This window comes from Aestuariimicrobium sp. p3-SID1156 (assembly GCF_025144225.1).
Taxonomy (GTDB): Bacteria; Actinomycetota; Actinomycetes; order Propionibacteriales; family Propionibacteriaceae; genus Aestuariimicrobium.
In genome coordinates this window covers 88868-110048 of sequence record NZ_JALXXB010000006.1, presented here as the reverse complement: position 1 = coordinate 110048, position 21181 = coordinate 88868, and the positions used below count along the sequence as shown (strand labels likewise).

General features: G+C 66.9%; 25 protein-coding genes. 15 read left to right on the top strand and 10 right to left on the bottom strand.

Annotated elements, in window-relative coordinates:
• Window positions 1–5: 5 nt before the first annotated feature.
• From M3G03_RS08765 to M3G03_RS08755, 3 genes are all read left to right on the top strand, one after another.
• Window positions 6–359 carry a hypothetical protein gene (locus M3G03_RS08765; protein ID WP_259809317.1) on the top strand — a complete coding sequence of 118 codons (354 nt, stop codon included), beginning with the start codon at window positions 6–8 and terminating at the stop codon, window positions 357–359.
• 62 nt (window positions 360–421) lie between these two features.
• Window positions 422–1572, top strand: a protein-coding gene (locus M3G03_RS08760; RefSeq protein ID WP_259809343.1) for an IS3 family transposase whose coding sequence is annotated in 2 segments (ribosomal slippage) — window positions 422–692 and window positions 692–1572 — 1152 coding nt in all. Because the reading frame shifts where the segments join, the coding sequence is not laid out codon by codon here.
• Complete coding sequence (locus M3G03_RS08755; protein ID WP_259809316.1) at window positions 1569–2459, top strand: hypothetical protein; 891 nt, start codon at window positions 1569–1571, stop codon at window positions 2457–2459. The genes M3G03_RS08760 and M3G03_RS08755 overlap by 4 nt, the downstream gene beginning before the upstream one ends.
• Before the next feature lie 66 nt (window positions 2460–2525).
• Here M3G03_RS08755 and M3G03_RS08750 read toward each other — a convergent pair whose 3' ends face one another.
• The 5 genes from M3G03_RS08750 to M3G03_RS08730 form a co-directional block, all read right to left on the bottom strand.
• Complete coding sequence (locus M3G03_RS08750) at window positions 2526–3230, bottom strand: hypothetical protein (protein WP_259809315.1); 705 nt, start codon at window positions 3228–3230, stop codon at window positions 2526–2528.
• 139 nt (window positions 3231–3369) lie between these two features.
• Window positions 3370–4161: an IS21-like element helper ATPase IstB gene (gene istB, locus M3G03_RS08745; RefSeq protein WP_259809314.1), complete on the bottom strand. Its 792-nt coding sequence runs from the start codon at window positions 4159–4161 to the stop codon at window positions 3370–3372.
• Window positions 4161–5384 carry an IS21 family transposase gene (gene istA, locus M3G03_RS08740; protein ID WP_396121929.1) on the bottom strand — a complete coding sequence of 408 codons (1224 nt, stop codon included), beginning with the start codon at window positions 5382–5384 and terminating at the stop codon, window positions 4161–4163. Before istA ends, istB begins: the two co-directional genes overlap by 1 nt.
• Window positions 5385–5661: 277 nt before the next feature.
• Window positions 5662–5967 carry a helix-turn-helix domain-containing protein gene (locus tag M3G03_RS08735; protein WP_259809312.1) on the bottom strand — a complete coding sequence of 102 codons (306 nt, stop codon included), beginning with the start codon at window positions 5965–5967 and terminating at the stop codon, window positions 5662–5664.
• A 554-nt stretch (window positions 5968–6521) separates the two neighbouring features.
• Complete coding sequence (locus M3G03_RS08730; RefSeq protein WP_259809311.1) at window positions 6522–7037, bottom strand: hypothetical protein; 516 nt, start codon at window positions 7035–7037, stop codon at window positions 6522–6524.
• A 116-nt stretch (window positions 7038–7153) separates the two neighbouring features.
• Between M3G03_RS08730 and M3G03_RS08725 the strand changes: the two genes are divergently transcribed.
• The 3 genes from M3G03_RS08725 to M3G03_RS08715 all read left to right on the top strand — a co-directional run bounded on the left by M3G03_RS08725 (window position 7154) and on the right by M3G03_RS08715 (window position 8884).
• On the top strand, window positions 7154–7588 hold the full coding sequence (locus M3G03_RS08725; RefSeq protein ID WP_259809310.1) for a hypothetical protein: 435 nt from the start codon (window positions 7154–7156) through the stop codon (window positions 7586–7588).
• A gap of 145 nt (window positions 7589–7733) precedes the next feature.
• Window positions 7734–8063 carry a HigA family addiction module antitoxin gene (locus tag M3G03_RS08720; RefSeq protein ID WP_259809309.1) on the top strand — a complete coding sequence of 110 codons (330 nt, stop codon included), beginning with the start codon at window positions 7734–7736 and terminating at the stop codon, window positions 8061–8063.
• Window positions 8060–8884 (top strand): alpha/beta fold hydrolase, encoded by an 825-nt coding sequence (locus tag M3G03_RS08715; protein ID WP_259809308.1) that lies wholly within the window; start codon window positions 8060–8062, stop codon window positions 8882–8884. The genes M3G03_RS08720 and M3G03_RS08715 overlap by 4 nt, the downstream gene beginning before the upstream one ends.
• Window positions 8885–9135: 251 nt before the next feature.
• Here M3G03_RS08715 and M3G03_RS08710 read toward each other — a convergent pair whose 3' ends face one another.
• Window positions 9136–9663, bottom strand: a complete 528-nt coding sequence (locus M3G03_RS08710; RefSeq protein WP_259809307.1) for a DUF998 domain-containing protein — start codon at window positions 9661–9663, stop codon at window positions 9136–9138.
• 26 nt (window positions 9664–9689) lie between these two features.
• On the opposite strand from M3G03_RS08710, the gene M3G03_RS08705 reads away from it, so the two are divergent.
• The 3 genes from M3G03_RS08705 (at window position 9690) to M3G03_RS08695 (ending at window position 11819) form a co-directional block, all read left to right on the top strand.
• Complete coding sequence (locus M3G03_RS08705) at window positions 9690–10319, top strand: TetR/AcrR family transcriptional regulator (protein WP_259809306.1); 630 nt, start codon at window positions 9690–9692, stop codon at window positions 10317–10319.
• Between the two features lie 107 nt (window positions 10320–10426).
• Window positions 10427–10723, top strand: a complete 297-nt coding sequence (locus M3G03_RS08700) for a MarC family protein (protein ID WP_259809305.1) — start codon at window positions 10427–10429, stop codon at window positions 10721–10723.
• A gap of 283 nt (window positions 10724–11006) precedes the next feature.
• Complete coding sequence (locus M3G03_RS08695; protein WP_259809304.1) at window positions 11007–11819, top strand: patatin-like phospholipase family protein; 813 nt, start codon at window positions 11007–11009, stop codon at window positions 11817–11819.
• Between the two features lie 4 nt (window positions 11820–11823).
• On the opposite strand, the gene M3G03_RS08690 is transcribed toward M3G03_RS08695, so the two are convergent.
• The gene (locus M3G03_RS08690; RefSeq protein ID WP_259809303.1) at window positions 11824–12867 is read right to left on the bottom strand and encodes a glutathione S-transferase family protein; all 1044 of its coding nucleotides are present in this window, start codon (window positions 12865–12867) and stop codon (window positions 11824–11826) included.
• A gap of 61 nt (window positions 12868–12928) precedes the next feature.
• On the opposite strand from M3G03_RS08690, the gene M3G03_RS08685 reads away from it, so the two are divergent.
• The 4 genes from M3G03_RS08685 to M3G03_RS08670 all read left to right on the top strand — a co-directional run bounded on the left by M3G03_RS08685 (window position 12929) and on the right by M3G03_RS08670 (window position 17104).
• Window positions 12929–13093: a hypothetical protein gene (locus M3G03_RS08685; RefSeq protein WP_259809302.1), complete on the top strand. Its 165-nt coding sequence runs from the start codon at window positions 12929–12931 to the stop codon at window positions 13091–13093.
• 36 nt (window positions 13094–13129) lie between these two features.
• Window positions 13130–14311: a sensor histidine kinase gene (locus M3G03_RS08680; RefSeq protein WP_259809301.1), complete on the top strand. Its 1182-nt coding sequence runs from the start codon at window positions 13130–13132 to the stop codon at window positions 14309–14311.
• A gap of 65 nt (window positions 14312–14376) precedes the next feature.
• On the top strand, window positions 14377–16467 hold the full coding sequence (locus tag M3G03_RS08675) for an MMPL family transporter (protein ID WP_259809300.1): 2091 nt from the start codon (window positions 14377–14379) through the stop codon (window positions 16465–16467).
• A 4-nt stretch (window positions 16468–16471) separates the two neighbouring features.
• Window positions 16472–17104, top strand: coding sequence for a response regulator transcription factor (locus M3G03_RS08670; RefSeq protein ID WP_259809299.1), 633 nt, complete (start codon window positions 16472–16474; stop codon window positions 17102–17104).
• Here M3G03_RS08670 and M3G03_RS08665 read toward each other — a convergent pair.
• Window positions 17101–17844, bottom strand: a complete 744-nt coding sequence (locus M3G03_RS08665) for a trimeric intracellular cation channel family protein (RefSeq protein ID WP_259809298.1) — start codon at window positions 17842–17844, stop codon at window positions 17101–17103. The genes M3G03_RS08670 and M3G03_RS08665 overlap by 4 nt on opposite strands.
• Between M3G03_RS08665 and M3G03_RS08660 the strand changes: the two genes are divergently transcribed.
• Window positions 17749–18516 carry a YoaK family protein gene (locus M3G03_RS08660; protein WP_311197524.1) on the top strand — a complete coding sequence of 256 codons (768 nt, stop codon included), beginning with the start codon at window positions 17749–17751 and terminating at the stop codon, window positions 18514–18516. The two genes, M3G03_RS08665 and M3G03_RS08660, sit on opposite strands and share 96 nt — an antisense overlap.
• A 9-nt stretch (window positions 18517–18525) precedes the next feature.
• On the top strand, window positions 18526–19221 hold the full coding sequence (locus M3G03_RS08655; protein ID WP_259809296.1) for a type 1 glutamine amidotransferase: 696 nt from the start codon (window positions 18526–18528) through the stop codon (window positions 19219–19221).
• A gap of 81 nt (window positions 19222–19302) precedes the next feature.
• Here M3G03_RS08655 and M3G03_RS08650 read toward each other — a convergent pair whose 3' ends face one another.
• The gene (locus M3G03_RS08650) at window positions 19303–20382 is read right to left on the bottom strand and encodes a hypothetical protein (RefSeq protein ID WP_259809295.1); all 1080 of its coding nucleotides are present in this window, start codon (window positions 20380–20382) and stop codon (window positions 19303–19305) included.
• Window positions 20383–20620: 238 nt separating this feature from the next.
• A complete protein-coding gene (locus tag M3G03_RS08645) occupies window positions 20621–21118 on the bottom strand; it encodes an NUDIX domain-containing protein (protein ID WP_259809294.1) in 498 nt (165 codons plus the stop codon).
• Between the last annotated feature and the right edge of the window lie 63 nt (window positions 21119–21181).

Here is a 21181-nt window from a genome sequence, read left to right as displayed (position 1 = left end):
GTGCCATGACACGCGACGACGATGATCGAGAGGACGATCTCAAGCCTGCCCAAGAGAGGGAGCGCAACTCGGAGAGCGAGCAAGACCGAGACTCTGCTGCGGACGTCGGGGCGAGGCTTCGACTGCCGCCAAGGTTCGCGCAGTATTTGATGCCCAGCATGGATGCCGCCGTCGCGAAGATGGTCGCGCCCATCCGAGAGCAGATGAAGGCGATGATCCCGGGCACCTCGGTGTACGCGCGGGACATCATGGGGCCGCTGAACCGACGCCTCCAGGAGCAGATGAAGTCGGCGCTGCCTGACTACGACGTGCTGGTCAAGAATGCGCTCGAGCCGTACTGGGCTGACCCCGTTTCGTAGGTCCGGTCGTTATGCGAGTCGTCCTGTTGCCCGCGGTGGCGGGCAGGGAGACTGGTCAGATCATGACGAACAGTAGGAAGCGTCACACTCCGGAGCAGGTCGTCCGCAAGCTCGGGCAGGCCGACAGGATGCTCGCCGACGGGCAGGACGTCGCGGCGGTGTGCCGAGAGCTCGGGGTGTCCGAGCAGACGTACTACCGGTGGCGTAACCAATACGGCGGACTCAAGGCCGACGACGCGAAGCGCCTCAAGGAGCTCGAGAAGCAGAACGCCACGTTGAAGCGGCTGCTCGCCGAAGCGGAGCTGGAGAAAGCCGCGCTCAAGGAGCTGGCTGAGGGAAACTTCTAGGCCAGGGCAGGCGCCGCGCCGCCGTCGCGCACCTGATCAGGACACTGCAGGTGAGTGAACGGATGGCGTGCCGTCTGGTCGGGCTGTCCCGCTCCGCGTACCGACGCCCGCTCAACGCCGACACGACCGCAGACCCGGACCGGGCGCTGCGGGACTGGCTGCGCGCCTGGGCGAAGGACCATCCCCGCTACGGGTACCGACGCGCGTATCACGATGCGCGCGCCGAGGGCTGGGTGGTGAACCACAAGAAGACCCAACGCCTGTGGCGTGACGAAGGGCTCCGGGTCCCGCAGCGGCGGCGACGCAAACGCGTCGGGTCCTCGACCGTCGACGCGCCGACGGCGGACGCGCCGAACGTGGTGTGGGCGGTGGACTTCCAGTTCGACGCCGACGAGCACGGACGGTCGATCAAGATCTGCTCGATCGTCGACGAACACACCCGGGAGTGCATCGGCGGCCTCGTGGAGCGCTCGATTACCGCCGACCGACTCACCGCCCACCTCGAGGACCTCGTCGCCGCCCGGGGCGCCCCGGCGGTGCTCAGGTCGGACAACGGGCCGGAGTTCATCAGCGAGGCGATGGCCGACTGGGCCGGCACCCGCACAGGCCTGTCCTACATCCCTCCGGGCTCGCCGTGGCGCAACGGGTACGTCGAGTCGTTCAACAGCCGGATCCGCGACGAGTGCCTCAACATCAACAGCTTCTACTCGCTACTGCACGCGCAGGTCGTGATCGGCGACTGGAAGGACGAGTACAACCACCACCGCCGGCACTCCTCGCTCGGCTACCTACCCCCAGCCGAGTACGCTCAGCAATGCACCCATCAAATCGAAACCGACGACTCACAGAGCGTCCGGACCGAATGAAGGGGGCGGCCCAGTACAACGAGCGAGTCCAGTCGCAGGTGGCGTCGATCGTGGCGAGCCTACCGACGTTCACGGCTCCGATGATCGACTTCCCGGCGCTGAAGGGCGTCGGAGTCAGCCCAGCGATCGAGCCGATGCTCAAGCAGATCGCGAGCCAGCAGGCCGCGATGCTCGAGGGGCTGCGCGGCTCCCTGAAGCCGCTCTTCGACCTGCAGATGCTGCGCGGGTTCAACCGTGCGCTCCTCCCGCCTAATCTGAGGAGCCACGCAGACGAGATCAAGGCCTATCAAGTGCATGAGTTCCTCGAGCAGGAGGGCATCCCGCTCTACCTGGTGCCTCGCGGCCGCACAGCGCTCCGCCTGCTCCGGGCACAGGACCGCTCGGGCCGTCGGCGGGTGCTGGGTGACTGTTACGAGTCGATCACCGACGACTGCGCTACCGTTCTTGAGCAGGCGAACCGCGACGTAGTCGGCGACGAGCTGAAGTTCGTACTCGACGGGCTCGGCGCGATGCGTTCTGGACACTTCCGCTCGGCCCAGGCGATGTTCACCGTCACGCTCGACACGCTCATCTACCGCTTCTACCCCGACCAGGCCGCCCGACGCCTCATCACGAATCGGAAGAAGGGCGCGGACGTGCCGGCCGCCATCGACGAGATGGGTGTCCACGAGGCGATGGTCTGGCTGCCGATCTGGAACGCCCACGAGCAGTTCTGGAAGCACAAGGGCGACAAGGTGCCGAACTACTACTCGCGCCACGCGAGCGTGCATGGCGTCTCCTCGCGTCAGTTCAGTAAGCGCAACTGCATCCAGGTTCTCATGCTGATCACCAGTCTCATCGGCTACGCCGACCGGCTCATGTCGTCGGCTGGGCGTGCCAGAGCTTGATCATGTCGTCGCCGTCGGAGTAGACGGCTTCGCTGCCTTTGCCCATTGCGCGCTCGACGAGCTCCTCTACCCCTCACACCGCTTCGACAGAGAAATAGGCCCTGACGTGGACCTACGCTCTAGAGAGTGGGGGCGCTCGTGGCTTGGTCGGGGGTCCAGCTCGAGTTCGAGTTTCCTGCCGCGATCTCTTTCGCTCGGTGGTAGAGGGCGCCCGCATATGTGTCGACCGTCCCAACCCGCACGATCAGACAGCGTCTTCGACCGACCGGGATACGCCTGGTTCCAGACGTTGATCGCCTTCCGGCGGTCGACGAAAGTAGTCAGGTCGGCGTGCTGGTAGTGCGCGACCAAAGTGATCGGCAACGCCCTGGGCGTCCCCTCGGGACTGTGCTTGAACCACACCGAGGGGTGGGACTTGCCGTCGTCACCGATGGCAGACTGCGCCGAGACGCCCTTGTCAGTCCACCCAACTGCGAGCCTGTGCTCATGAAGACCCAGGCTCATGATCGCGATCTCAAGGCCCTTCTCGAAGGACAGTCGCGCCGTACGAGAGCCGCGCGGCCCCCTGTAGCTCCGGGGGATGACCACGCAGAGCCGGAGCTGGGAATCATCGAGAGGGTCAATCGCGGCGAACTGGTAGGACACAATCTTCCGCACCATGTGCTCGTCCTCGCCGACCCATACGCGGTCGGCATCCATCAGATCGACAGTCACGAACTCGGTGTCGAAGCCGATGACGATGGAATCCTGATCCGTGGACATCGCGGTCACCGAGGGGTACTGCCCGAAGCCGGCAGCGCCGCGCGCTCCGCGTGCTATTGAACGAGTCAGGACCTCGAACGGGTGTCAACGACGGTCGAAAAGGGGACCGTTTCCGGCGGTTGAAAAGGGAGCCACTGGTTTGTGGTGTCTAGTCTGCCTGTTGCTCGAGGCGGGCGGAAGGCAGGGTGGTCATGGTGGTGTTCCGCAGCCGGTAGGACGCGCCCTTGAGTGTGATGACTTCGGCGTGGTGGACGATGCGGTCGATCATGGCGGAGGCGACGGCCTGGTCTCCGAAGACCTCTCCCCAACGACTGAAGGGCAGGTTGCTGGTCAGGATGATCGAGCTGTTCTCGTAGCGGGAGGCGACCAGTTGGAAGAACAGGTTCGCGGCGTCAGCGTCGAAGGGCAGGTAGCCGACCTCGTCGATGACCAGCAGTTGCAGCCGGGCGAGTTTGCGCAGCTCCGCATCGAGCCGTCCGGTGCGGTGCGCGGCCTGGAGGCGGGTGACCCAACCGGCGGCGGTGTCGAACCCGACACGGATCTGTTGGTGGCAGGCCGCAACGGCCAGAGCGGTCGCGAGGTGGGTCTTGCCGGTGCCGGGTGGTCCGAGCAGCACGACATTGCCGGCTTCGGTCAGGTATCCGCCGACCGCCAGGCGGTGGAGTTGGGCCCGGTCGGCGGCGGGTTGGTGGTCGAAGTTGAACTCCTCCAACGTCTTGACCGCGGGGAAACCCGCCGCGCGCAAGCGTAGTTTCGCGCCGGAAGCCTCCCGGGCGGCGACCTCGGCCTCCAACACAGCCTGCAAGTACTGGGGTGCGGTCCAGGACTGGGCCGCGGCCTGGTCAGCCAGGCGTCGTGCCGATTCGCGGATGCGGGGTGCTTTCATCACCCGGGCCAGGTAGTTGATGCGGGTGAACGTCTCGTCAGCGGCGGTGGGCATCAGGCGACCTGCCCCTCGAAGTCAGCTGTTGCCAGGCCGAAGGCCTGGTCATAGACCGCCAGGTCCCTGACCAGGCCCTCGTCGACCGCTCGCAGCGAGGGTTGCTGGTAGTCGTGACGCAACCGGGCCGCGGTCTCGACATGAGCCGGGTCGGTGACCGTGCGGCCCGATCCCCAGACTCGCTCGTGCCGGGCGACCGGGATGCCTTGGTGGGTGACGATCACCTCGTCCAAGATGACGTGGACCTCGACGAGCCGGTCGATGGCCTGCGGGTCAACGGAGTAGTCATTGCCAGCGGCGCGAACGTAGTAGTCACGACCCAGCCGGATCGTGAACCGCTCACCAACCATCGGTGGTGTTGGCGGCAGAGCCGTCATGGCCGCCAGGTCCGCCGGGAACACCTCTGTGGGGCTCGCATCCAGCGCCCTGACCCTGCGCTGGTTGGCGACCGTGTCGAGCCAGTCGGCGAGTTGGGCGTTGAAGTCCTGCGGGCTGGTGAAGCTGCGGCCGGGCAAGAAGGACGTCTCCAGGTACTGGTTGGCCCGCTCAACGACCCCTTTGGTTTCGGGGTCATACGGCTTGGCCTGGACGAGTTTCGTGCCCAGCATGCCGCAAAAGCCACTGACCCCCTCAGCGAGCCGGCCACGGCGCCCGATCCCGGCCTCGTTGTCCCACAACAGCCGCTTCGGGATACCGCCGAAACGCTGCAACAGCAACCACATCCCCGCCAACAGGTCCCCGGTGCGACGGCTGGGGATCATCACCGCCTCGATCCGGCGGGAATGCGCCGCGACCATCACCAACACCGGCATACGGCCCCGCAGCCGGGAATCCACGCCGACGTCCACCGATGGGAACCACAAGTCGCACTGGACCTGCTCACCGGGCCGGTGGACCAGCCGATCCGCCGGATCAACCCGGCGAACCCGACGACGGGCCTCCGCGACGTTCTCACGGAACCAGGTGATCGACCCCTCCCAACCGACCCGCTCGGCCAGCACCGTCGCCGGCATGTCCGGGAACTCTTCCAGCAACGCCTGCACTGCTGGTTCAACCCGGGCCCAGGCTGACTCGACCGGCGGCCTGGTCTTGTAGGCCGGTGGGCCATCCGAGGCCAACGCCTTCGCGACCATCTTGCGAGCCACCCCCAACCGCTTCGCGATCGCCCTACCCGACAAGCCCTCACTGGCATGCAGATACCGAATCTCGGCCCACACATCCACGCTGATCATCCCTCCATCGTGATCGCGTGGCTCCCTTTTCGACCGTCGCTACTGGCTCCCTTTTCGACCGTCGTCGACACCGGGTGCTTCCGCGACGTCGCCGAGTCCGCCACCACTGTCCGAGACCAGCCCGCCGCATCGACCGGGTCGCGAGCATCGGCGGCGGCGGCGTCATGGGGCTGCTCCCCATACGGCGGTGCCGCCATTGCCGTTCTACCAGGGGTTTCAGTGGTGTCGCGCGTGAAGAAGAGGTCTTTCGTGCACGCGAGCCCGGCGCTCATGCCGCACCGCCGAAGATCGCGCTGAGGCGGCGGACCTGGGCGTCGCTCAGCGGGGGAGCGGAGGCGGCGAGCCGCTCTGCGGCGGCTTCGATCTCCTCGAAGGTTGCAGGCCTGACGGCGACCGCGAGAGCGTCGAGGTCGGTTCGCAGCATTTTGATGCGGGAACCGATCTTGACGGCGGGCAGTCGACCGTCAGCGATCCACTTCCGGAGGGTCTGATACGCGCCGTAGCCGAGCGAGACGGCTTCCTGGAGCGTGATGTAGTGAGTGAGATCGGACGAAGGAGGCGGGGAGTACCCCATGACAACTCCAGACAGCTTGAACTGTCCGGAGACGGGGGAATAGTTGTCCGGCTACTTTCCCGGTCGCCGTGCGCGATGCTCCACTGGGCCCTGTCGGGCCTCCGTGCCTTACGGGAGAAGTCGCTCCCTGCCGGGTCGTCTGTATCTCAATCTCGACGTGGTTCCCGGCGCTACCCGGTGCTGACTATGCGCTGCTCACCACAGCCCACGTGGGGTCATCCCTCTCCAACCACCTTGCGGTCGCGGTGATTAAATACTTGACGCGATCCTATCCGGTCGGTCAAGTGGTGGCAAGTTCGCCTCTCAGCGCTTCGAGCCTATCGCCGGGTGGGATGCGGGGGTCGTCGAGCACCTCCGCGGGGCCCACCTGGCGCAGTTTCCGCAACGCGACTCGGTGGATCCTCGGATGGATCGAGCGCACGCGCTCGCGACGCCGCAGCCGTTCGGTGTCCTTGTTGCCGAACGATCTGACGACGACACCAGTCTCTGACAAAGTCCGTCATTGACGCTGTACGTCAAACCGGAACTCCACCGCATTGCGCGACAGTTAGGCGTCACAGATCGATAACCACCAGACCTGGCTCACGCCACCACAGATGCCCGGTCGCAGCTGACTGACGTTGCTTCGCCAGCGCCCGTTCCCCCACTCTGCGCAGAGTCTCGTCATAGGCCGACGCTTCGAATGTGAATTCCATCGGTGATTCAACGGAGGCGTAGGACTCGCTGAGGTCGTCCTCCCATCCGAACTGGCTCCAGTGCACCAACTGCCCACCACGTTCGATGTTGACGGTGAGCGCGCCGCAACCAAGGTCGCCACACTCGCGGCATACGTACAGCTCCGCCCGGCCAGCAGGAAGGCCAGTCTGTAGACCGAGCGACAAGGACGCCAGCCAACCCACCCCAGGCTCCAGAGCCCATCCGCGGTGCAACGGAGTGGAAGTCCACCCCAGTGATTCTTCACCGATCGAGGCGCGCAGTGATGAGCCGTTCACGGCAATGTCGAGGTACTCAGGGCGCAGCCCATTCCCGTCCATCGACAGCGTCGACGCGACGAAGCTCAGAAGGTCCACGAGACAACGATAGGCATCTGAAATGCCTAGCCGACTAATTGTTGAAGCGGAACTCCACCGCATTACGTCACGGATAGGCCTCTCCGTCGCGTATCGAGAGCATAAGATGGGGGAGCATGTGCGCCACCAATCTGTGGGCGATCAACGCCGCAGCCTTCACTTCGGAGTTCCAGCGATTCACTGAGGACAGGCTGGGCATGCCGCCCGTGCAGACCACCATGCGCATAGCCTCCCCTCGAGTCCGAGGCTCGTCCGTGGTGTTCACTCTGACCAGCCGGATGTGTGACTGCGACAGTCTCATCGGGCGTCGCAACGACGCGCCGGTCCACGGTGAGATCGAAGCCGACGCGTGGCTCGGGTGGTTGCGTGACATGCCGGACCACGTCGCGAACGTATCGCGTGTCGCTGTGCTCCGAGCCTGGAGCCCCGAGGACGACGATGTGGTGCCCTCCCGAGCTCGAGGCATCGGCATCGGAGAACTCAGCGAGAGCGTGCTGCGCGACGTTCGCGACGACACTCTGCTGACGATCGACTACCCGCGGGTGGTCTGAATGTAAACTGCCCGGAGCTCCCGCTACACGTTGAATCGGAACTCCACCGCGTTATGGACACTGCTTCCGTTTAGAGCACTCGATCGAGCGGCACAGCACAGCATCAGAATCAACGTCCAGTGGCGGATCTGCTTCGTGTAGACGGATGCCGGACCGGAGGAGGCGGAGATCGTTGACTACCACTGACAGGATCGAGCCGATCCACCCAGGTGAGGTCCTCATGGAGGACTTCATCGTGGGCTTCGGCATCACCCAGAACAAGCTTGCCGTGTCGATCGGCGTCCCGCCGCGGCGGATCAACGAGATCGTGCGCGGGAAGCGGGGGATCACCCCAGACACGGCGCTGCGTTTCGCGAAGCACTTCGGCGGCTCAGCCGAGCTCTGGATCAACCTGCAGGGCCATTACGAGCTTGACCGCGCAAAGGACGCCGCGGGTCAGCAGATCAATGCGATCACGCCGTTGCAGGTCGCATGACCGACTGTGTGGTGCAACGTCCAGGAGGCGTCTCCATCGCAGTCACCGACCTCGGTGGCGACGGTCCCGTTGTCGTGCTGCTCCATGGCCTCGCCGGGAGCTCGCGGGAGCTGTTGACCACGGCGCATGCGTTGCGGGGCTATCGGGTGCTTCTCGTTGACCAACGTGGGCACGGCGCGAGCACGCGGCTTCCCGACGATCTGTCGCGCGATGCCTTCGTCGGCGACGTCGTGACGACCATGGAGGAGCTCATGCCTGGGCGGCGCGCCACGCTCGTCGGGCACTCAATGGGGGCCCACACCGCGTTTCTCACGGCAGCGGCCCGTCCGGACTTGATCGAAGGGCTCGTGATGTTGGAAGGCCACGTGGCAGGGAACGCCGATCCGGGCGAGGCTCGCGGGCTCGGCAGATACTTCGCGTCATGGCCGGTGCCGTTCGCGAACGAGACCGCGGCTCGAGAGTTTCTCGGCCCGGAAGCGATCGTCGACGCCTGGGTGGCAGACCTGGAGTCGACGGATGATGGCCTCTTCCCGCGCTTCGACGCCGCAGTCATGCAGCGCACGATCGAGGCCGTGCACGTACCACGCTGGGATGAGTGGGAGGCTCTTCAGGTGCCGACGCTGGCGGTTTTCGCGAAGCACGGGATGTTCGGCGACGCCGACAAAGACGAGCTGATTCGGCGCAGGCCCGAGACGCGCAGGGATGATCTCGACGGCGGAAGTCACGACGCCCACCTCGATGCCTTCGACGAGTGGATCCGCGTGCTCCGGTGCTGGCTGCTCTGCGAACAGAGCGGTGCGTCACGTGCCAGCGACCGGTGAGGTGCTCCGTGCCGGAACTCGATCGAGTTCCGCTTCACCATGTAGCCGCGAGTTCACGTCTGGTTCTCAGCAGAGGACCCATGAATCGAGACGGCAGTCCTGTCGCATGGCCGTCGTAGAGAGGCCCGCTCCCGGGACTGACCGGAGGGCCGGTGAGCCCTCACGAGCGCAACTCCGGTCAGCGCAGTCCAGAGCGTCAGCGAGTCGAAGGAGAGCCGCTCGGCACCGCCGAGGCCGATCCAAGGCATCTCTTACCCTTCCAGTGCCCCCACGAACACGATGAAGCTCACGACGGAGAGGATCACGACCGCGGCCGTGATCTTCCGGAATCTGCCGGGCCCGGCGGCGACGGCGATGAGCGCCATGGCGATCCACTGCGCGGCGGCTTGCATCAGGGCGAAGCCGTCGTGGGCTGCGGGCGATACGTCCCAGGGGAGAAGGCCGACGCCGATGACCGAGGCTCCGGCGATCGCCATCAGGATGGTTCCGGTTTGGCCGGCGAGCCGAGCCCAGTATCCATGCAGGAGAACCGCGCCGAGCAGGATCAGAGCCCCGGAGGCAACCATGCCGATGTTGAAGACCGCGTGTTCCGGCGAGCAGACCTGACGTATCTGTCGACCGAGTTCGGAGTACTCCCCACAGGTGGTCACACCGAGGTCGCTGATGGTGTTGCGAGAGAGCGAGTAGCGATTCGGCCAGCCCAGCGCCACGAACAATTGAATCGGGATCACCAGTGCGCTGAGCACCCAGGCCATCGCGCCGACGCGATATCGCTTCATACGGGTCTCCTTTAGAATACGTTCGTATGGTGGATGCTACAGGCGATCGTCGCCGTGTTCGACGCACGCAGGCGGTCGGCGCCCAGCTCGTCGTGGAGGCGGCGGTGCGCGTCCTCGTGCGGGATGGCTTGGATGGGTTGTCGGTGCGCAAGGTGGCGTCGGAGGCCGGGCTCTCCATCGGCGCGGTTCAGCATCATTACGCGACGAAGAATGCTCTGCTCGTCGCGTCGTCTGAGCACGTCGCCGAACAGTTCACGGCACGCGCTGATGCCCTCGCCCGCCGAGCTCTCGCCGAGGACGGAGCGTTCGCGGCATTCGTCGCCTTCTGCGAGCTCCTGGCGAACTCGTCGCCGGCACCGGAAGGAACCGGGGACGATACGACGGCGTCCATCGTCTGGCTCTGGTACGCGGCGAAGGCGACCCGTCCCGGGCCCGTGGCCGATGCCTTCGCCGCGGCCTGGTCCCGAACCGAGGAGCATCTCGCGGTTGTCATCGCAGATCTGTACCCCGCGCTCGATCCGGCAGACGAGGCGGCTCATCTCCTCGCTGTTCTCGACGGCATCGCCGTCGCGCGGGCCGCTGAACCTCAGCGGATGCCGCTCGCACGGGCACGGATGCTGGTGCGGCGGCATGTGGACTGCCTGTCGCGGCGATGATCCACGGCGTTGTCCGGACGCCCAGCTCAGCGCTCCGACCCAGCGGGAGATCGCGAAGGCCTCATTGACCAGGTGCGCGGTTCTGCAGTGCCATGGACGTTCCGACAATGGCCAGGACCAGACCCGGTGTGACCGCCACCACCCGGCGTGCAAGAATCCTCGACGTGATGAGCGTCTTCCTCGCTGCCGTGGCAGCCCTGCTCCCCATCACCAACCCCGTCGGCGCTCTGGCCGCCTTCGCCGGTCTCACCGCCAACCAGCCCAAGGACCACCTGCGCAGCCAGGCCATCCGGACCGGCGTCTACGTCTTCTTGATCCTGGCGGTCTTCTCCCTGGTCCCGGGGCCGGCGATCAGGGGCAGCGCCATCGGGGAGAACGAGATGTCCTGGCAATCGGTGTCGTGATCGCCCTCCAGGCGCGCTTCCTCGGGGCACTCGGTGGGGCCAACCGCTCGACCAGCGGCGTCCAGCGGAGCATCAGGCCGAGATCCACCACCGCCACTCCACAGGGTCCCAACCACTGCACCGCACCGACGCCGACGAGGGCGAGGCAGGATGGACGGGTGCATCCCGTCCTCGAGCTGCAGCGCGCGAGCTGCCACCTTCCAGGACGACGGCCAGACGGGCGTTGTCGGCGGCATGGCGCTGGAGGCCTTCGGCATCAGCTTGCCCTCATTGGACATCGCCGGTGGTCTGGTCGTCGCCCACGCTGGCTTCGGGATGCTGGTCGACCGTCGACGGGGTCTACGGGTCCTCGGCCGGCGCCTTGAACGGCGCCTGGCTGGTCTGCCAGAGGGTGCGCGACAACATCCACGGCTGGTGGGCGCCCGAAACCATGGGGGCCATCATCCGGCCTCGCAATGCCCTGCGCCGGCGGCCCGTCGTGAATGGCGACGCGCTGGTCAACGAGGTCTACGAAACCCTCACCCCGATGGGTTATGACGAGATTCTGGCCAGCGATGTCGAGTACCACCCCACCGGCACTGACGCCGACACCGGTGCCTCCACCGACCTGGCGCCCTTCATCCACGACAAGCGGACGCTGCAGCTCGCGCTCAAGGCGACCACCCGCCTTCCGGTCCTGTCCGGCCCACCGGTCGAGCTGGGCGGGCGCAGGTTCATCGACGGCGGCCTGGCTGAGGGCGTCCCGGTGGCGATGGCCCTCGCGCAGGGCGCCACCCACCTTCTGGTGCTGCGCACCCGCGCGGCCCAACTCGCACCGATCAGGACGCATCCGCTCAAGCAGCGCGCAGTCTCACGCTGGCTCGCCCGTCACGCGGCCGGCGCGTCAGAGACCTGGATCTCCCGCAACCAGACCAAGCTTGAGCTGGAGCAGATGATGGCCAGCGCCCCGAACATCCTGCAGGTCCATCCACCTGCGGACGCTCCCTCGATCTCGGTGGTCGGGCAGTCGGCGGAGGTGCAGGAGCGGGCGGTGCGGATGGGGGAGGTCGCGATGCGCGAGGCACTCCAGGGCGCCGGAACCAGTGCGGCGGACTGAGCTCTCAGGCGCCCAGCACGTGCGGTGAACGCTCCTGCGGCGGCACCGGCGGTGGGGGAGTGCCTTCCCCGAAGGGGCTGCCGCCGAGCTTCCCGCGACCATGGTCGGACAGCCATCCGGACAGGTCGGGCCCCTGCGGCACGATCGAGTGCGGGTTCAGGTCGGTGTGGACGATGTAGTAGTGCTCCTTGATCTGCACGAAGTCGATGGTGTCCCCGAAACCCGGGGTCTGGTACAGGTCGCGGGCATACCCCCACAGGTTGGGCATCTCGATCAGCTTCTGCCGGTTGCACTTGAAGTGCCCGTGGTAGACGGGATCGAAGCGCACCAGCGTGGTGAACAGGCGCACGTCGGCCTCAGTGATGGAGTCGCCCATCAGGTATCGGCGGTCCGCGAGGCGTTCCTCCAGCCAGTCCAGCGCGGTCCACAGCCGCTCGTAACCCTCGTTGTAGGCCTCCTGCGTGCCCGCGAAGCCGCAGCGGTAGACGCCATTGTTGACCTCGGTGTACACGCGCTGCATGACCTGGTCCATCTCCTCGCGGAGCGCTTCCGGGTACAGGTCCGGCCCCCCCTCGCGGTGGAACTGGGTCCACTCGGTGGAGAAGTCCAGTGTCATCTGGGCGAAGTCGTTGGTGACCACCTCGCCACTGGAGACCTCGACGATCGCGGGCACGGTGATACCGCGCGGGTAGCCGGGGAAGCGCTTGTCATAGGCCTCCTTGAGCCAGTGGATCCCCAGCACCGGATCCTTGCCATCGGGGTCCAGGTCGAAGGTCCAGGACTTCGCGTCGTGGACAGGCCCGGGCATGCCCACACTGAGGGCACCCTCGAGACCCAGCAACCGCCGCACGATCAGCGTCCGGTTGGCCCAGGGGCAGGCTCTAGCCGCGACCAGCCGGTACCGCCCGGCCTCGACCGGCCACTGGCCCTCGCCACGGGGCTCGCGCACGATCCGGTCGCTGATGTAGCGCTGGTCACGGGTGAAGGCCTTGCCCTTGGACGAGTAGACCCCGCCCTTGCCCTGTTCGTCGTCGCCAGAGTCGTTCATCACTCAACCAGTCTCACTCTTTCGTGACGACCGCGCTGGAGAACGGACGTATCCTCAGAGCATGAGGGTGTGGCGGGTCCTGGGGGCGATCGCGATGGTCGCGCTGGGCGCGATGATGGTCCACATGGGCGAGAGTGATGACTCACCCGGCTTGGGTGGGATCGGCATCTTCATCGCCCTGGGCGGGGTGTGGCTGCTGGTCAGGCCGCTGTTGCGCGGTCGCTGATCCATTCCTGTCGTGGCAGGCTGCCATCATGGACGCGTGAGTTCCGCCGACACTCGACTTCCCGGCCATACCGCGGTTCTGCTGCCGCTGTCGCGTTGGCTGTCGTGGGGGCTGACCTCGTTGTTGGTGGCCCTGGTGGTGTTCGCAGTCCTCGTGATGCCCGCAGGAACCTCGACTTCCGCCAGGCTGGGGGCGGCCCTCGCCGGGGCAGGGATCCTGGCTGCCTTCGCCGTCGGCCTGGTCAGCCGTCGGTGGCCATGGCTCTGGTTGGGTGCCCTCCTGGTCTGTTGGGTGGCGATGGTGATGCTGAGCCCACAGGCGGTCTTCATCGCCTTCCCGTTGTTCTTCCTGGAACTGCATGTGCTGGGACGCGTCGGTGGGCTGCTGGCGGTGATCGGCACCTGGGCCGTCTCGGTGAGCATGTTCGTCACCGGGGGCACCTTCAACCTGGGCGCCGTTCTGGGGCCCTGGCTCGGAGCGGTGGTGGCGGTGGTGACGGTCTGGAGCTTCGAGGGCGTGCAACGGGAATCCGAACGCCGACGCGTCCTGCTGGAGGAACTGGAACGCACCCGCGCCGAACTGCTCACCTCCGAACGGCACGCCGGCCAGCTTGAGGAACGCGAGCGCCTCGCCGCCGAGATCCACGACACCCTGGCGCAGGGCTTCACCGGCATCCAGCTTCTGCTGGGCAGTGCTGAACGGCTGCTCGATCGAGACCCCGCGCAGGCAGCAACCCTCGTGCACCAGGCTCGCCAGACCGCTGCACAAAACCTGCAGGACGCCCGCAACCTCGTCGCGGCGATGGCCCCGGTGGAACTCGAGCAGAGCACGCTCACCGACGCTTTGGGCCGCCTGGCGAACGCCACCCGAGCCCGTACCGGCGTGGACACCGAACTGCTGGTGCAGGATCTCCGGCGACCGCTCTCGGTGGAGGATCAGGCGGTCCTGCTGCGGGTGGCCCAATCGGCCATCGCCAATGTGGCCCAGCACTCTCGGGCGAAGCATGCCACCCTGCGCCTGTCCCAGGATGACAGCGACACCAGCCTCACGATCAGTGATGACGGCATCGGCTTCGATACTGCCACGGCCGGGGCCGAGGGCAGTGGCAGCTTCGGCCTCGGGCTGATGCGGCGCCGCCTGCAGAAGGCGGGCGGTCGTCTGGAGCTGGAGTCCGACGGCTCGGGCAGCGTCGTCCGTGCGATCCTGCCCGGACGCTGAACTGTCAACCGGATGATGGACGCGCGCGACGCGTGATCGCGGCGTCCAGAATCTACCCTTTCAGCATGCCCGCAACCTCCACTTCGACCCGCGCGGGCGCCCCGTCAGCCATCGCACGATTCCTGACCGGACGCCGCAGTGCCTGGGTTGTCCTCCTGATATTCCTGCTCGCCGCCGGTGGTGCGACTGCTGCCCTGCGTACCGTCGACACCGCTCCCCGCGGCACCAACCTGCCTGCCACCGCCGAGTCCAAGCTGGTGGCCGACACCCTCAAGACCTTCCCCGGCTCCGAGCGACAGCCTGTCCTGGTGGTCGCCAGCCGCGGTGACCAGGGCGCCCTGGGACGGGACGCCACGGGCGCCTTCTCCGGGCTGGCCGCGGAACTCGGCGGCGGCAAGCCTGTCATCATCCCCAGCGAGGACGGCAAGGCCGTGCTGGCCCTGGTGCCCCTCCCGGCGAGCGACAGCAGCAGTGACAACCTGGAACAGGTCCTGGACGTGCGCGAGAAGATCGCCCGGGCCGCGAAGGACAACCCCGCTCTGGAGGGCCTGAACCTCCAGGTCACCGGTGGCCCGGCCTTCGGTGGCGACATCGCCAACAGCTTCTCCGGCGCGAACGTGACCCTGCTCGTCGTGACTATCAGCATCGTGGCCGTGCTGTTGCTGATCACCTACCGCTCGCCGCTGCTGTGGCTGTTGCCGCTGCTCGTGGTCGGTACCGCCGACCAGACCGCCACCAACCTGTCGAACTGGCTGTCCCTCAAGACCGGTTGGCATGCCGAGGGTGGCATCGTCAGCGTGCTCGTCTTCGGCGCGGGCGCCAACTACGCCCTCCTCATGATCAGCCGGTATCGCGAGGAACTGCAACGTACGGAGGACCACCGCCTGGCGATGCAGCGTGCCTGGGTGGGTACCCGTGGGGCAATCATCGCCAGCAACCTCACCGTCGTGCTCGGTCTGATGACCCTGCTCTTCGCCGCCCTCCCGGACACCCGTGGGCTCGGCCTCTCCTCGGGCGCCGGCCTGCTGCTGGCGCTGCTGAGCGTACTGCTGGTGCTGCCGGCGATCCTGTCGATCGTGGGGCGCGGTATCTTCTGGCCCTTCGTCCCGCGCCCGGGTCAGGTCTCCCAGAAGCAGGGGCTGTGGGGACGCCTGGCCGAGTCGGTCGCCGCCCACCCCATCCGCGCCCTGGTGGCGGGGCTGGCAGTGCTCGGAGTCTTCGCCACCGGTCTGATCGGCACCCGGGTCGGCCTGGACCAGGCCGAGCAGTTCCGCGTCGAGGCTGAGTCCATCGACGGCCTGCAGACCGTGGCGGCGCACTACCCGGCCGGGTTCACCGCCCCGATCAACGTCATCGCGAAGCAGGCCCAGGCTGCCGACGTCACCAGCGTCCTCAAGGAAACCCCCGGTGTCACCAGCGTCCAGCCCACCGGCTCCCACGACGGGTGGGTCCGCCTTCAGCTGATCGGCAAGGACGCCCCCGGGACCGACGAGGCGCTCGACACCGTGCGCACCTTGCGAGACCGCGTCCACGCCGTGGACGGTGCTGAGGCGAAGGTGGGCGGCAGTATTGCCGAGGACCTCGACAAGCGCGAGGCCCAACGCCACGATGTCCTGCTGACCATCCCGCTCGTGCTGAGCGTGAGCCTGCTGGTACTCATCGCCCTGACCCGCTCCCTGGTGGCACCCTTCCTGCTGCTGGCCATCAACGTGACCAGTGCGGCCGCCGCCATCGGTGCTGGCAGCGTGGTCAGTCGCTGGGTCATGGACAGCCCCGCCCTGGCCAACGAGGTACCCCTGTTCGCCTTCATCTTCCTGGTGGCGCTGGGCATCGACTACACGATCTTCCTGGTCGAACGAGCCCGCCATGAGGCAATCGAGCACGGCACTCGACGCGGCATGGTCGAGGCCGTCCGACACACCGGAGCCGTGATCACTTCCGCCGGCATCGTGCTGGCCGCGGTCTTCGCAGCCCTGGGCGTGCTGCCTCTTGTCGTCATGGGCCAGCTCGGCATCATTGTCTGCCTCGGTGTGCTGGTGGATACCTTGTTGGTGCGAACGGTCATCGTCCCAGCGGTCTTCGAGCTGGTCGGGGACAGGATCTGGTGGCCCGGCCGCCCGCAGGCTGCCGGGGCCCCTGAAGGCGGGAGGAGCTGAGCCAATGTCAGCGGCACGGGTCGTACTGGTCGACGACCATCCGGTGGTCAGGCAGGGTCTGGTGGCAATGCTCTCCTGGTCCGAGGAGATTGACGTCGTCGGCGCGGTCGCGTCTGCTCAGGAAGCCCTGGACCTGGTCGCCACCGAGCGTCCGGACGTTGTCGTCACCGACCTGCGTCTGGGCGACCCGCGCCGCGACGGGGTCTGGCTGGCCGCCCAACTGGGCGGCGCGGAGGACCCGGCCGTGTTGATCCTGACCACTTATGACCAGGATCGAGACATCGTGCGCGCGGTCGAGGCGGGCGCGGTTGGTTATCTGCTGAAGGACGCCGAGCCGGAGGCGATCATCAATGCCGTGCAGGCGGCTGCCGCCGGGCACGACCTGGTGGACGCCGACCTGACCGCACGCGTGGTCGACACCCTGCGCCAACCACGGCCGGAGCTGAGCGAGCGGGAGACCGATGTGCTGCGCGAGGTCGCCCAGGGCGCGTCGAATCGGGAGATCGCCCGACGCCTGTTCGTCACCGAGGCCACCGTCAAGACCCATCTGGTCAGGGCATTCGCCAAGCTGGGCGTGGACTCCCGCACGGCGGCAGTCGCACGAGCCCACGACCTGGGGCTGCTCGACCTGTCCTAGTCCCCGAGGGGCTCGTCGTCAGCCGTGGAGGTGTTCTCGCGCTCGGCCTGCTGGCGTCCTCGGCTCTCGGCGCGGCGGATGAGGGTCAGCACCTGCGGCCGGGTGAAGGTGATGGGCTCGTTGGTGTGTCGAGGCAGGCGCCAGTCGAAAACCTCCGCCGCAGAGACGAGCGCGACGCTCAGGACTGTCGCAATCAGCATCAACCAGGAGGCGTCCAGCCCAGCCCAGTAGCCGACCAGCACCGCCAGCCCCGAGACGACTGCAGGAGTTGCGTAGAGCTTGTTGCCGCCGAAGACGGAGGGGACCCGTCCCACGGCGATGTCGCGGATCATGCCGCCGCCGATTGCCGTGATCAGGCCCATCATCAGGGCCGCCAGTGGGTTCAGCCCACCTGCCAGCCCTTTCACCGTTCCGGTGGCCGTCCACAGGCCCAGCACGAGACCGTCGGCGACCGGGAACAGCATCCGCCACAGGCGTCCGTCGAAGTGGAGCACCCAGGCCACCACAGCCCCGATGAGCGCCATGATCAGGTACCACCTGTCAGTGATCGCCACCGGTCGACCCATCATCAGCATCAGGTCGCGGAGGATGCCACCACCCAGGGCGGAGATGACCGCCAGGATGCAGAATCCGACCGGGTCGAAATGCTGGCGCCGCGCCAACGTGCCGCCGAGGAACCCGTTGAGGAACACCCCGATCAGGTCCAGGACTCGGAACACCAGCGCAACTTCGGCAAGCACGACCGACATTCCATCATGTCGGCGTCTTCGCCTCGCTGTCGGCCTCGCCGCCTGTGCGCCCTGGGGCAGCGTGCCACTAGCCTGTGGCCATGCTGGACCACCGTCATGTCAGGCAACACGACGCGACTCACCGCGGCGATCGCCGAGTCGACCTGGGAGGTCGCCGGGCGTGCCGGTGGCCTGATGGCGCTCTTCCTGCTCGGTGTGATGATCGGGGCTGCCGCCCGCAGGCTGGCCGAGCCGCACGCCGGTGAGCAGCGGGCCCGCGAGGTGGTCCTGGGACTGGTGTGCGCCATGGCAATCCTGAGCTCGTTGGGAGTGTGGATGGGCAACCAGCGGTTGGCAGTGCTCTTCCTCAGCGTCACGATCGGGGCCATGAACAGCGTCTTCGAACGTCACGGCGAGGTGGCGATCAGCATCACCTACATGACCGGAACGCTGGTGAAGATGGCCCAGCGCTTCGTGGACGGCTACTTCTTCGGTGGCCCGCGACGCATCTGGCTGCAGTACTTGGCCATGTGGGCGAGCCTGAGCAGCGGCGCGCTCATCGGTGGTCTGGCCTACCGGGCGATGGGGTTGCGGGCGGTCTGGCTGGCGACCGGATTGCTGCTGGCCGGCTCGATGGTGCTGGTGGCCCGCCGCCACCGGGCACGGGTGGAGGCACGCCGCTAGCATTCTTCCATGGCCAAGAAGCCCCGCATCACTGTCCTGCAGCCCGAGTCCGATGTCCCCCTCGACCGCTTCGAGGAGTGGCTGGCTCGCGACGTCCGACTGTCGGTGATCGACCTGCAGTCCAAGGACGTTCCGAACCTCGATGCCATCGGTGACGGTCTGGTGGTGCTCGGGGGTCGGACGAGTGCCCATGCCGAACTGCCCTGGATGGGCAAGGTCAAGGACCTGATGGCCGACCTGCACGCCATCGACATCCCAATCCTGGGGATCTGCCTGGGTCACCAGTTGCTCGCCGAGGCTCTTGGGGGACGCGTGAACGTGGGCGATCCGCGGGGTCTCGAAGAGGGTGCCCTCGAGCTGCACTGGGCTCCGGCTGCCGCCCATGACCCGGTGGTGGGCGGGGCCGTGCTGGCCGGGGGACCGGTGCCGATGTCCCACTACGACAACGTGGTGCAGCTGCCCGAGGGCGCCACCGAACTCGCGCGCACCGCCACCTACGAGAACGCCGCCTTCCGGCTGGGCAGCGCCTGGGGAGTCCAGTTCCACCCGGAGGCATCCCCGGAGCTGATGCAGCACTGGTGGAAGCGTGCCGGGCACAAGGGAACCACCATGCTCGACCGGATGACTGCCGCTGATCGCAGGGTCGAGCCGACCTGCCGCGCCATTGCCGAGGGCTTCACTGCCGTGGTCAACGGGGACGCCTGAGCTGCCCGCTGGCACACAGCACAACGCCCGCCGAGCGATCTGCTCGGCGGGCGTTGCAGTTGGTATGGATTCGTCCCGTGATCAGGAGGAGAAGCCGGCCAGGGTGGCGGCGATCCAGACCAGGGTGGTGGTCAGCCAGATGGAGCTGGCCGGGGGGTCAATGTGGGTCGTGCCGCGGTTGTACCAGAGGTTGGCGAACAGCTGGCCGAACATGGCGCCGACCCAACCGGCGAGAGCACCGATCAGTATGGCCCCGACAGCAGCGAGCCAGGCGTTGCTGTCCATAGTGCCCAGGTTGGCGTAGTACTTGAAGCCCTGGTCACCGGCTCCGCGCAGGATCGGGAAGAACAGGACGGAAGCCAGACCGGCCACCACCGTGACGTGGTGCTGGACAGGCATGTCCCACCCAATGATCAGGAACAGGATGATGATGGCCGAGATGCCGAAGGCGAAGGTCGGCGCGTTGCCCGCCATGGCAGGGAAGTGGATGGCCAGCATCAGGGCAACGCCGGCAGCGGCGAGGCCGAAGAAGATACCGATGGCGCTGAACTGGGCCGGGGTCTCCTGGTAGGGGAGCCACCTGTAGTCGTCGCTGGCGTCCCACTTGCCCATGAAGCCACCGCGCTCCTTCGGGGCGGTGCGCAGGCGCTCGGTGTTGAACAGCGAGGCCTTCCCCTCAGCGGTGTTGCCGAAGAGGAGGCGTGCGATGATCGCGGAAAGGAGCACGGTCAAGGCGACCGAGTCGGTGTGGGCGCCGAACCAGGGCAGCTTGGAGATGCCGATCTGGATCAGGTAGCCCAGGACACCGAAGGCGGAGCCGATGAGCAGCACGTCGGGGCGGCCCAGGCCGGCCAGCGGGCTGGTCGCGTCCTTGCCGGACTCGATGTAGCGCTTGTTCGCCGCGTAGGCAGCCGCAGCGGCGCCAGCGGCAAAGGTGATGTGCGGGCCCATGAAGGGACCGAACGCGATGTAGTTGAAGGCGACGCCCGGGTCGATGCCCATAACGGCGTCCAGGCCAGTGGTGGTGATGCCCCAGGCGAAGAGCACACAAAAGCCGGTCAGGGCGAAGGCGAAGTTGGCGCCGATCGCCGCGCCAACGAATCCGCCTGCGGCTGCAGCGAGCAGACCCAGCAGGAAGATGCCAAGAGAAGCAGTGAACATCCTTGTTCCCATTCGAGACGGAGCGCCGAAGCGCCGCGATGGAATCAAATCCGGTGGCATGTCCGGACTTGGCGAGGGAGGAACCCTCAGTGCAGGAACCTAACACGGTGTCCATGGAGAAGACGAGAGGTGGGGGCGGACGAATCCCGCGTGTCTAGGGCTTTCACCGGGGTTGTGCACAAACGTGGGGCGACTCGGCCCGACCGGCGCACAAGCGTGCGCGGCCTCGGAGCCACACTCAGGCGCCCAGATCCGGCCCTTCGCCGAACCAGCATCCGGGCTCCTCACGCAGTGCCCAGTCGATGCGCTCGACGAACTCCGGACGCATGGGCGGCAGCGCGTCCACCGGCCACCACCGAGCATCGGTGGACTCATCGTCGCCGACTTCGGGGTCACCGCCGAGCCAGGTCATCGTGAAGGTGTGGTTCACATAGGAGCAGATGTCTCCATTGGGATAGGTGATCTCCGGGTAGGTCTTGATCCACACGCAGCGCTTGACCGCCGATCGGACCCGGGTCTCCTCCAGGACCTCCCGCACCGCCACCTCGTGGAGCTGTTCCCCGGGCTCGACGATGCCGCAGACCGGTGTCCACTCCCCGGTGTCCACCCTGCGGACGAGCAGCAGCTGCTGCCCATCCTCATGCTCGCGCACGACGAGGGCGGTGATGCCGATCAGGAAGAGGGGAGCGTTCCCGATGTGTCGGCGCAGCTCGAGGATGAAGTCGGGGGTGGCCACGTCCCCAGACTAGGTGCCGTCGACTTTCGCCGCCCCTGCCCGGCTGTTGGGGGGAGCGGCAAG

Bases quoted from the DNA above. Each gene is read 5' to 3' on its own strand.
- M3G03_RS08735 (WP_259809312.1), bottom strand. From the start codon at position 5,967: ATGGGGTACTCCCCGCCTCCTTCGTCCGATCTCACTCACTACATCACG.
- M3G03_RS08685 (WP_259809302.1), top strand. From the start codon at position 12,929: ATGAGGGTGTGGCGGGTCCTGGGGGCGATCGCGATGGTCGCGCTGGGC.
- M3G03_RS08700 (WP_259809305.1), top strand. From the start codon at position 10,427: ATGGCCAGGACCAGACCCGGTGTGACCGCCACCACCCGGCGTGCAAGA.
- M3G03_RS08675 (WP_259809300.1), top strand. From the start codon at position 14,377: ATGCCCGCAACCTCCACTTCGACCCGCGCGGGCGCCCCGTCAGCCATC.
- istB (WP_259809314.1), bottom strand. From the start codon at position 4,161: ATGCCCACCGCCGCTGACGAGACGTTCACCCGCATCAACTACCTGGCC.
- M3G03_RS08670 (WP_259809299.1), top strand. From the start codon at position 16,472: ATGTCAGCGGCACGGGTCGTACTGGTCGACGACCATCCGGTGGTCAGG.
- M3G03_RS08720 (WP_259809309.1), top strand. From the start codon at position 7,734: ATGCCGGACCGGAGGAGGCGGAGATCGTTGACTACCACTGACAGGATC.
- M3G03_RS08715 (WP_259809308.1), top strand. From the start codon at position 8,060: ATGACCGACTGTGTGGTGCAACGTCCAGGAGGCGTCTCCATCGCAGTC.
- M3G03_RS08655 (WP_259809296.1), top strand. From the start codon at position 18,526: ATGGCCAAGAAGCCCCGCATCACTGTCCTGCAGCCCGAGTCCGATGTC.
- M3G03_RS08690 (WP_259809303.1), bottom strand. From the start codon at position 12,867: ATGAACGACTCTGGCGACGACGAACAGGGCAAGGGCGGGGTCTACTCG.
- M3G03_RS08765 (WP_259809317.1), top strand. From the start codon at position 6: ATGACACGCGACGACGATGATCGAGAGGACGATCTCAAGCCTGCCCAA.
- M3G03_RS08710 (WP_259809307.1), bottom strand. From the start codon at position 9,663: ATGAAGCGATATCGCGTCGGCGCGATGGCCTGGGTGCTCAGCGCACTG.
- M3G03_RS08705 (WP_259809306.1), top strand. From the start codon at position 9,690: ATGGTGGATGCTACAGGCGATCGTCGCCGTGTTCGACGCACGCAGGCG.
- M3G03_RS08650 (WP_259809295.1), bottom strand. From the start codon at position 20,382: ATGTTCACTGCTTCTCTTGGCATCTTCCTGCTGGGTCTGCTCGCTGCA.
- M3G03_RS08755 (WP_259809316.1), top strand. From the start codon at position 1,569: ATGAAGGGGGCGGCCCAGTACAACGAGCGAGTCCAGTCGCAGGTGGCG.
- M3G03_RS08660 (WP_311197524.1), top strand. From the start codon at position 17,749: ATGCTGGCGCCGCGCCAACGTGCCGCCGAGGAACCCGTTGAGGAACAC.
- M3G03_RS08725 (WP_259809310.1), top strand. From the start codon at position 7,154: ATGTGCGCCACCAATCTGTGGGCGATCAACGCCGCAGCCTTCACTTCG.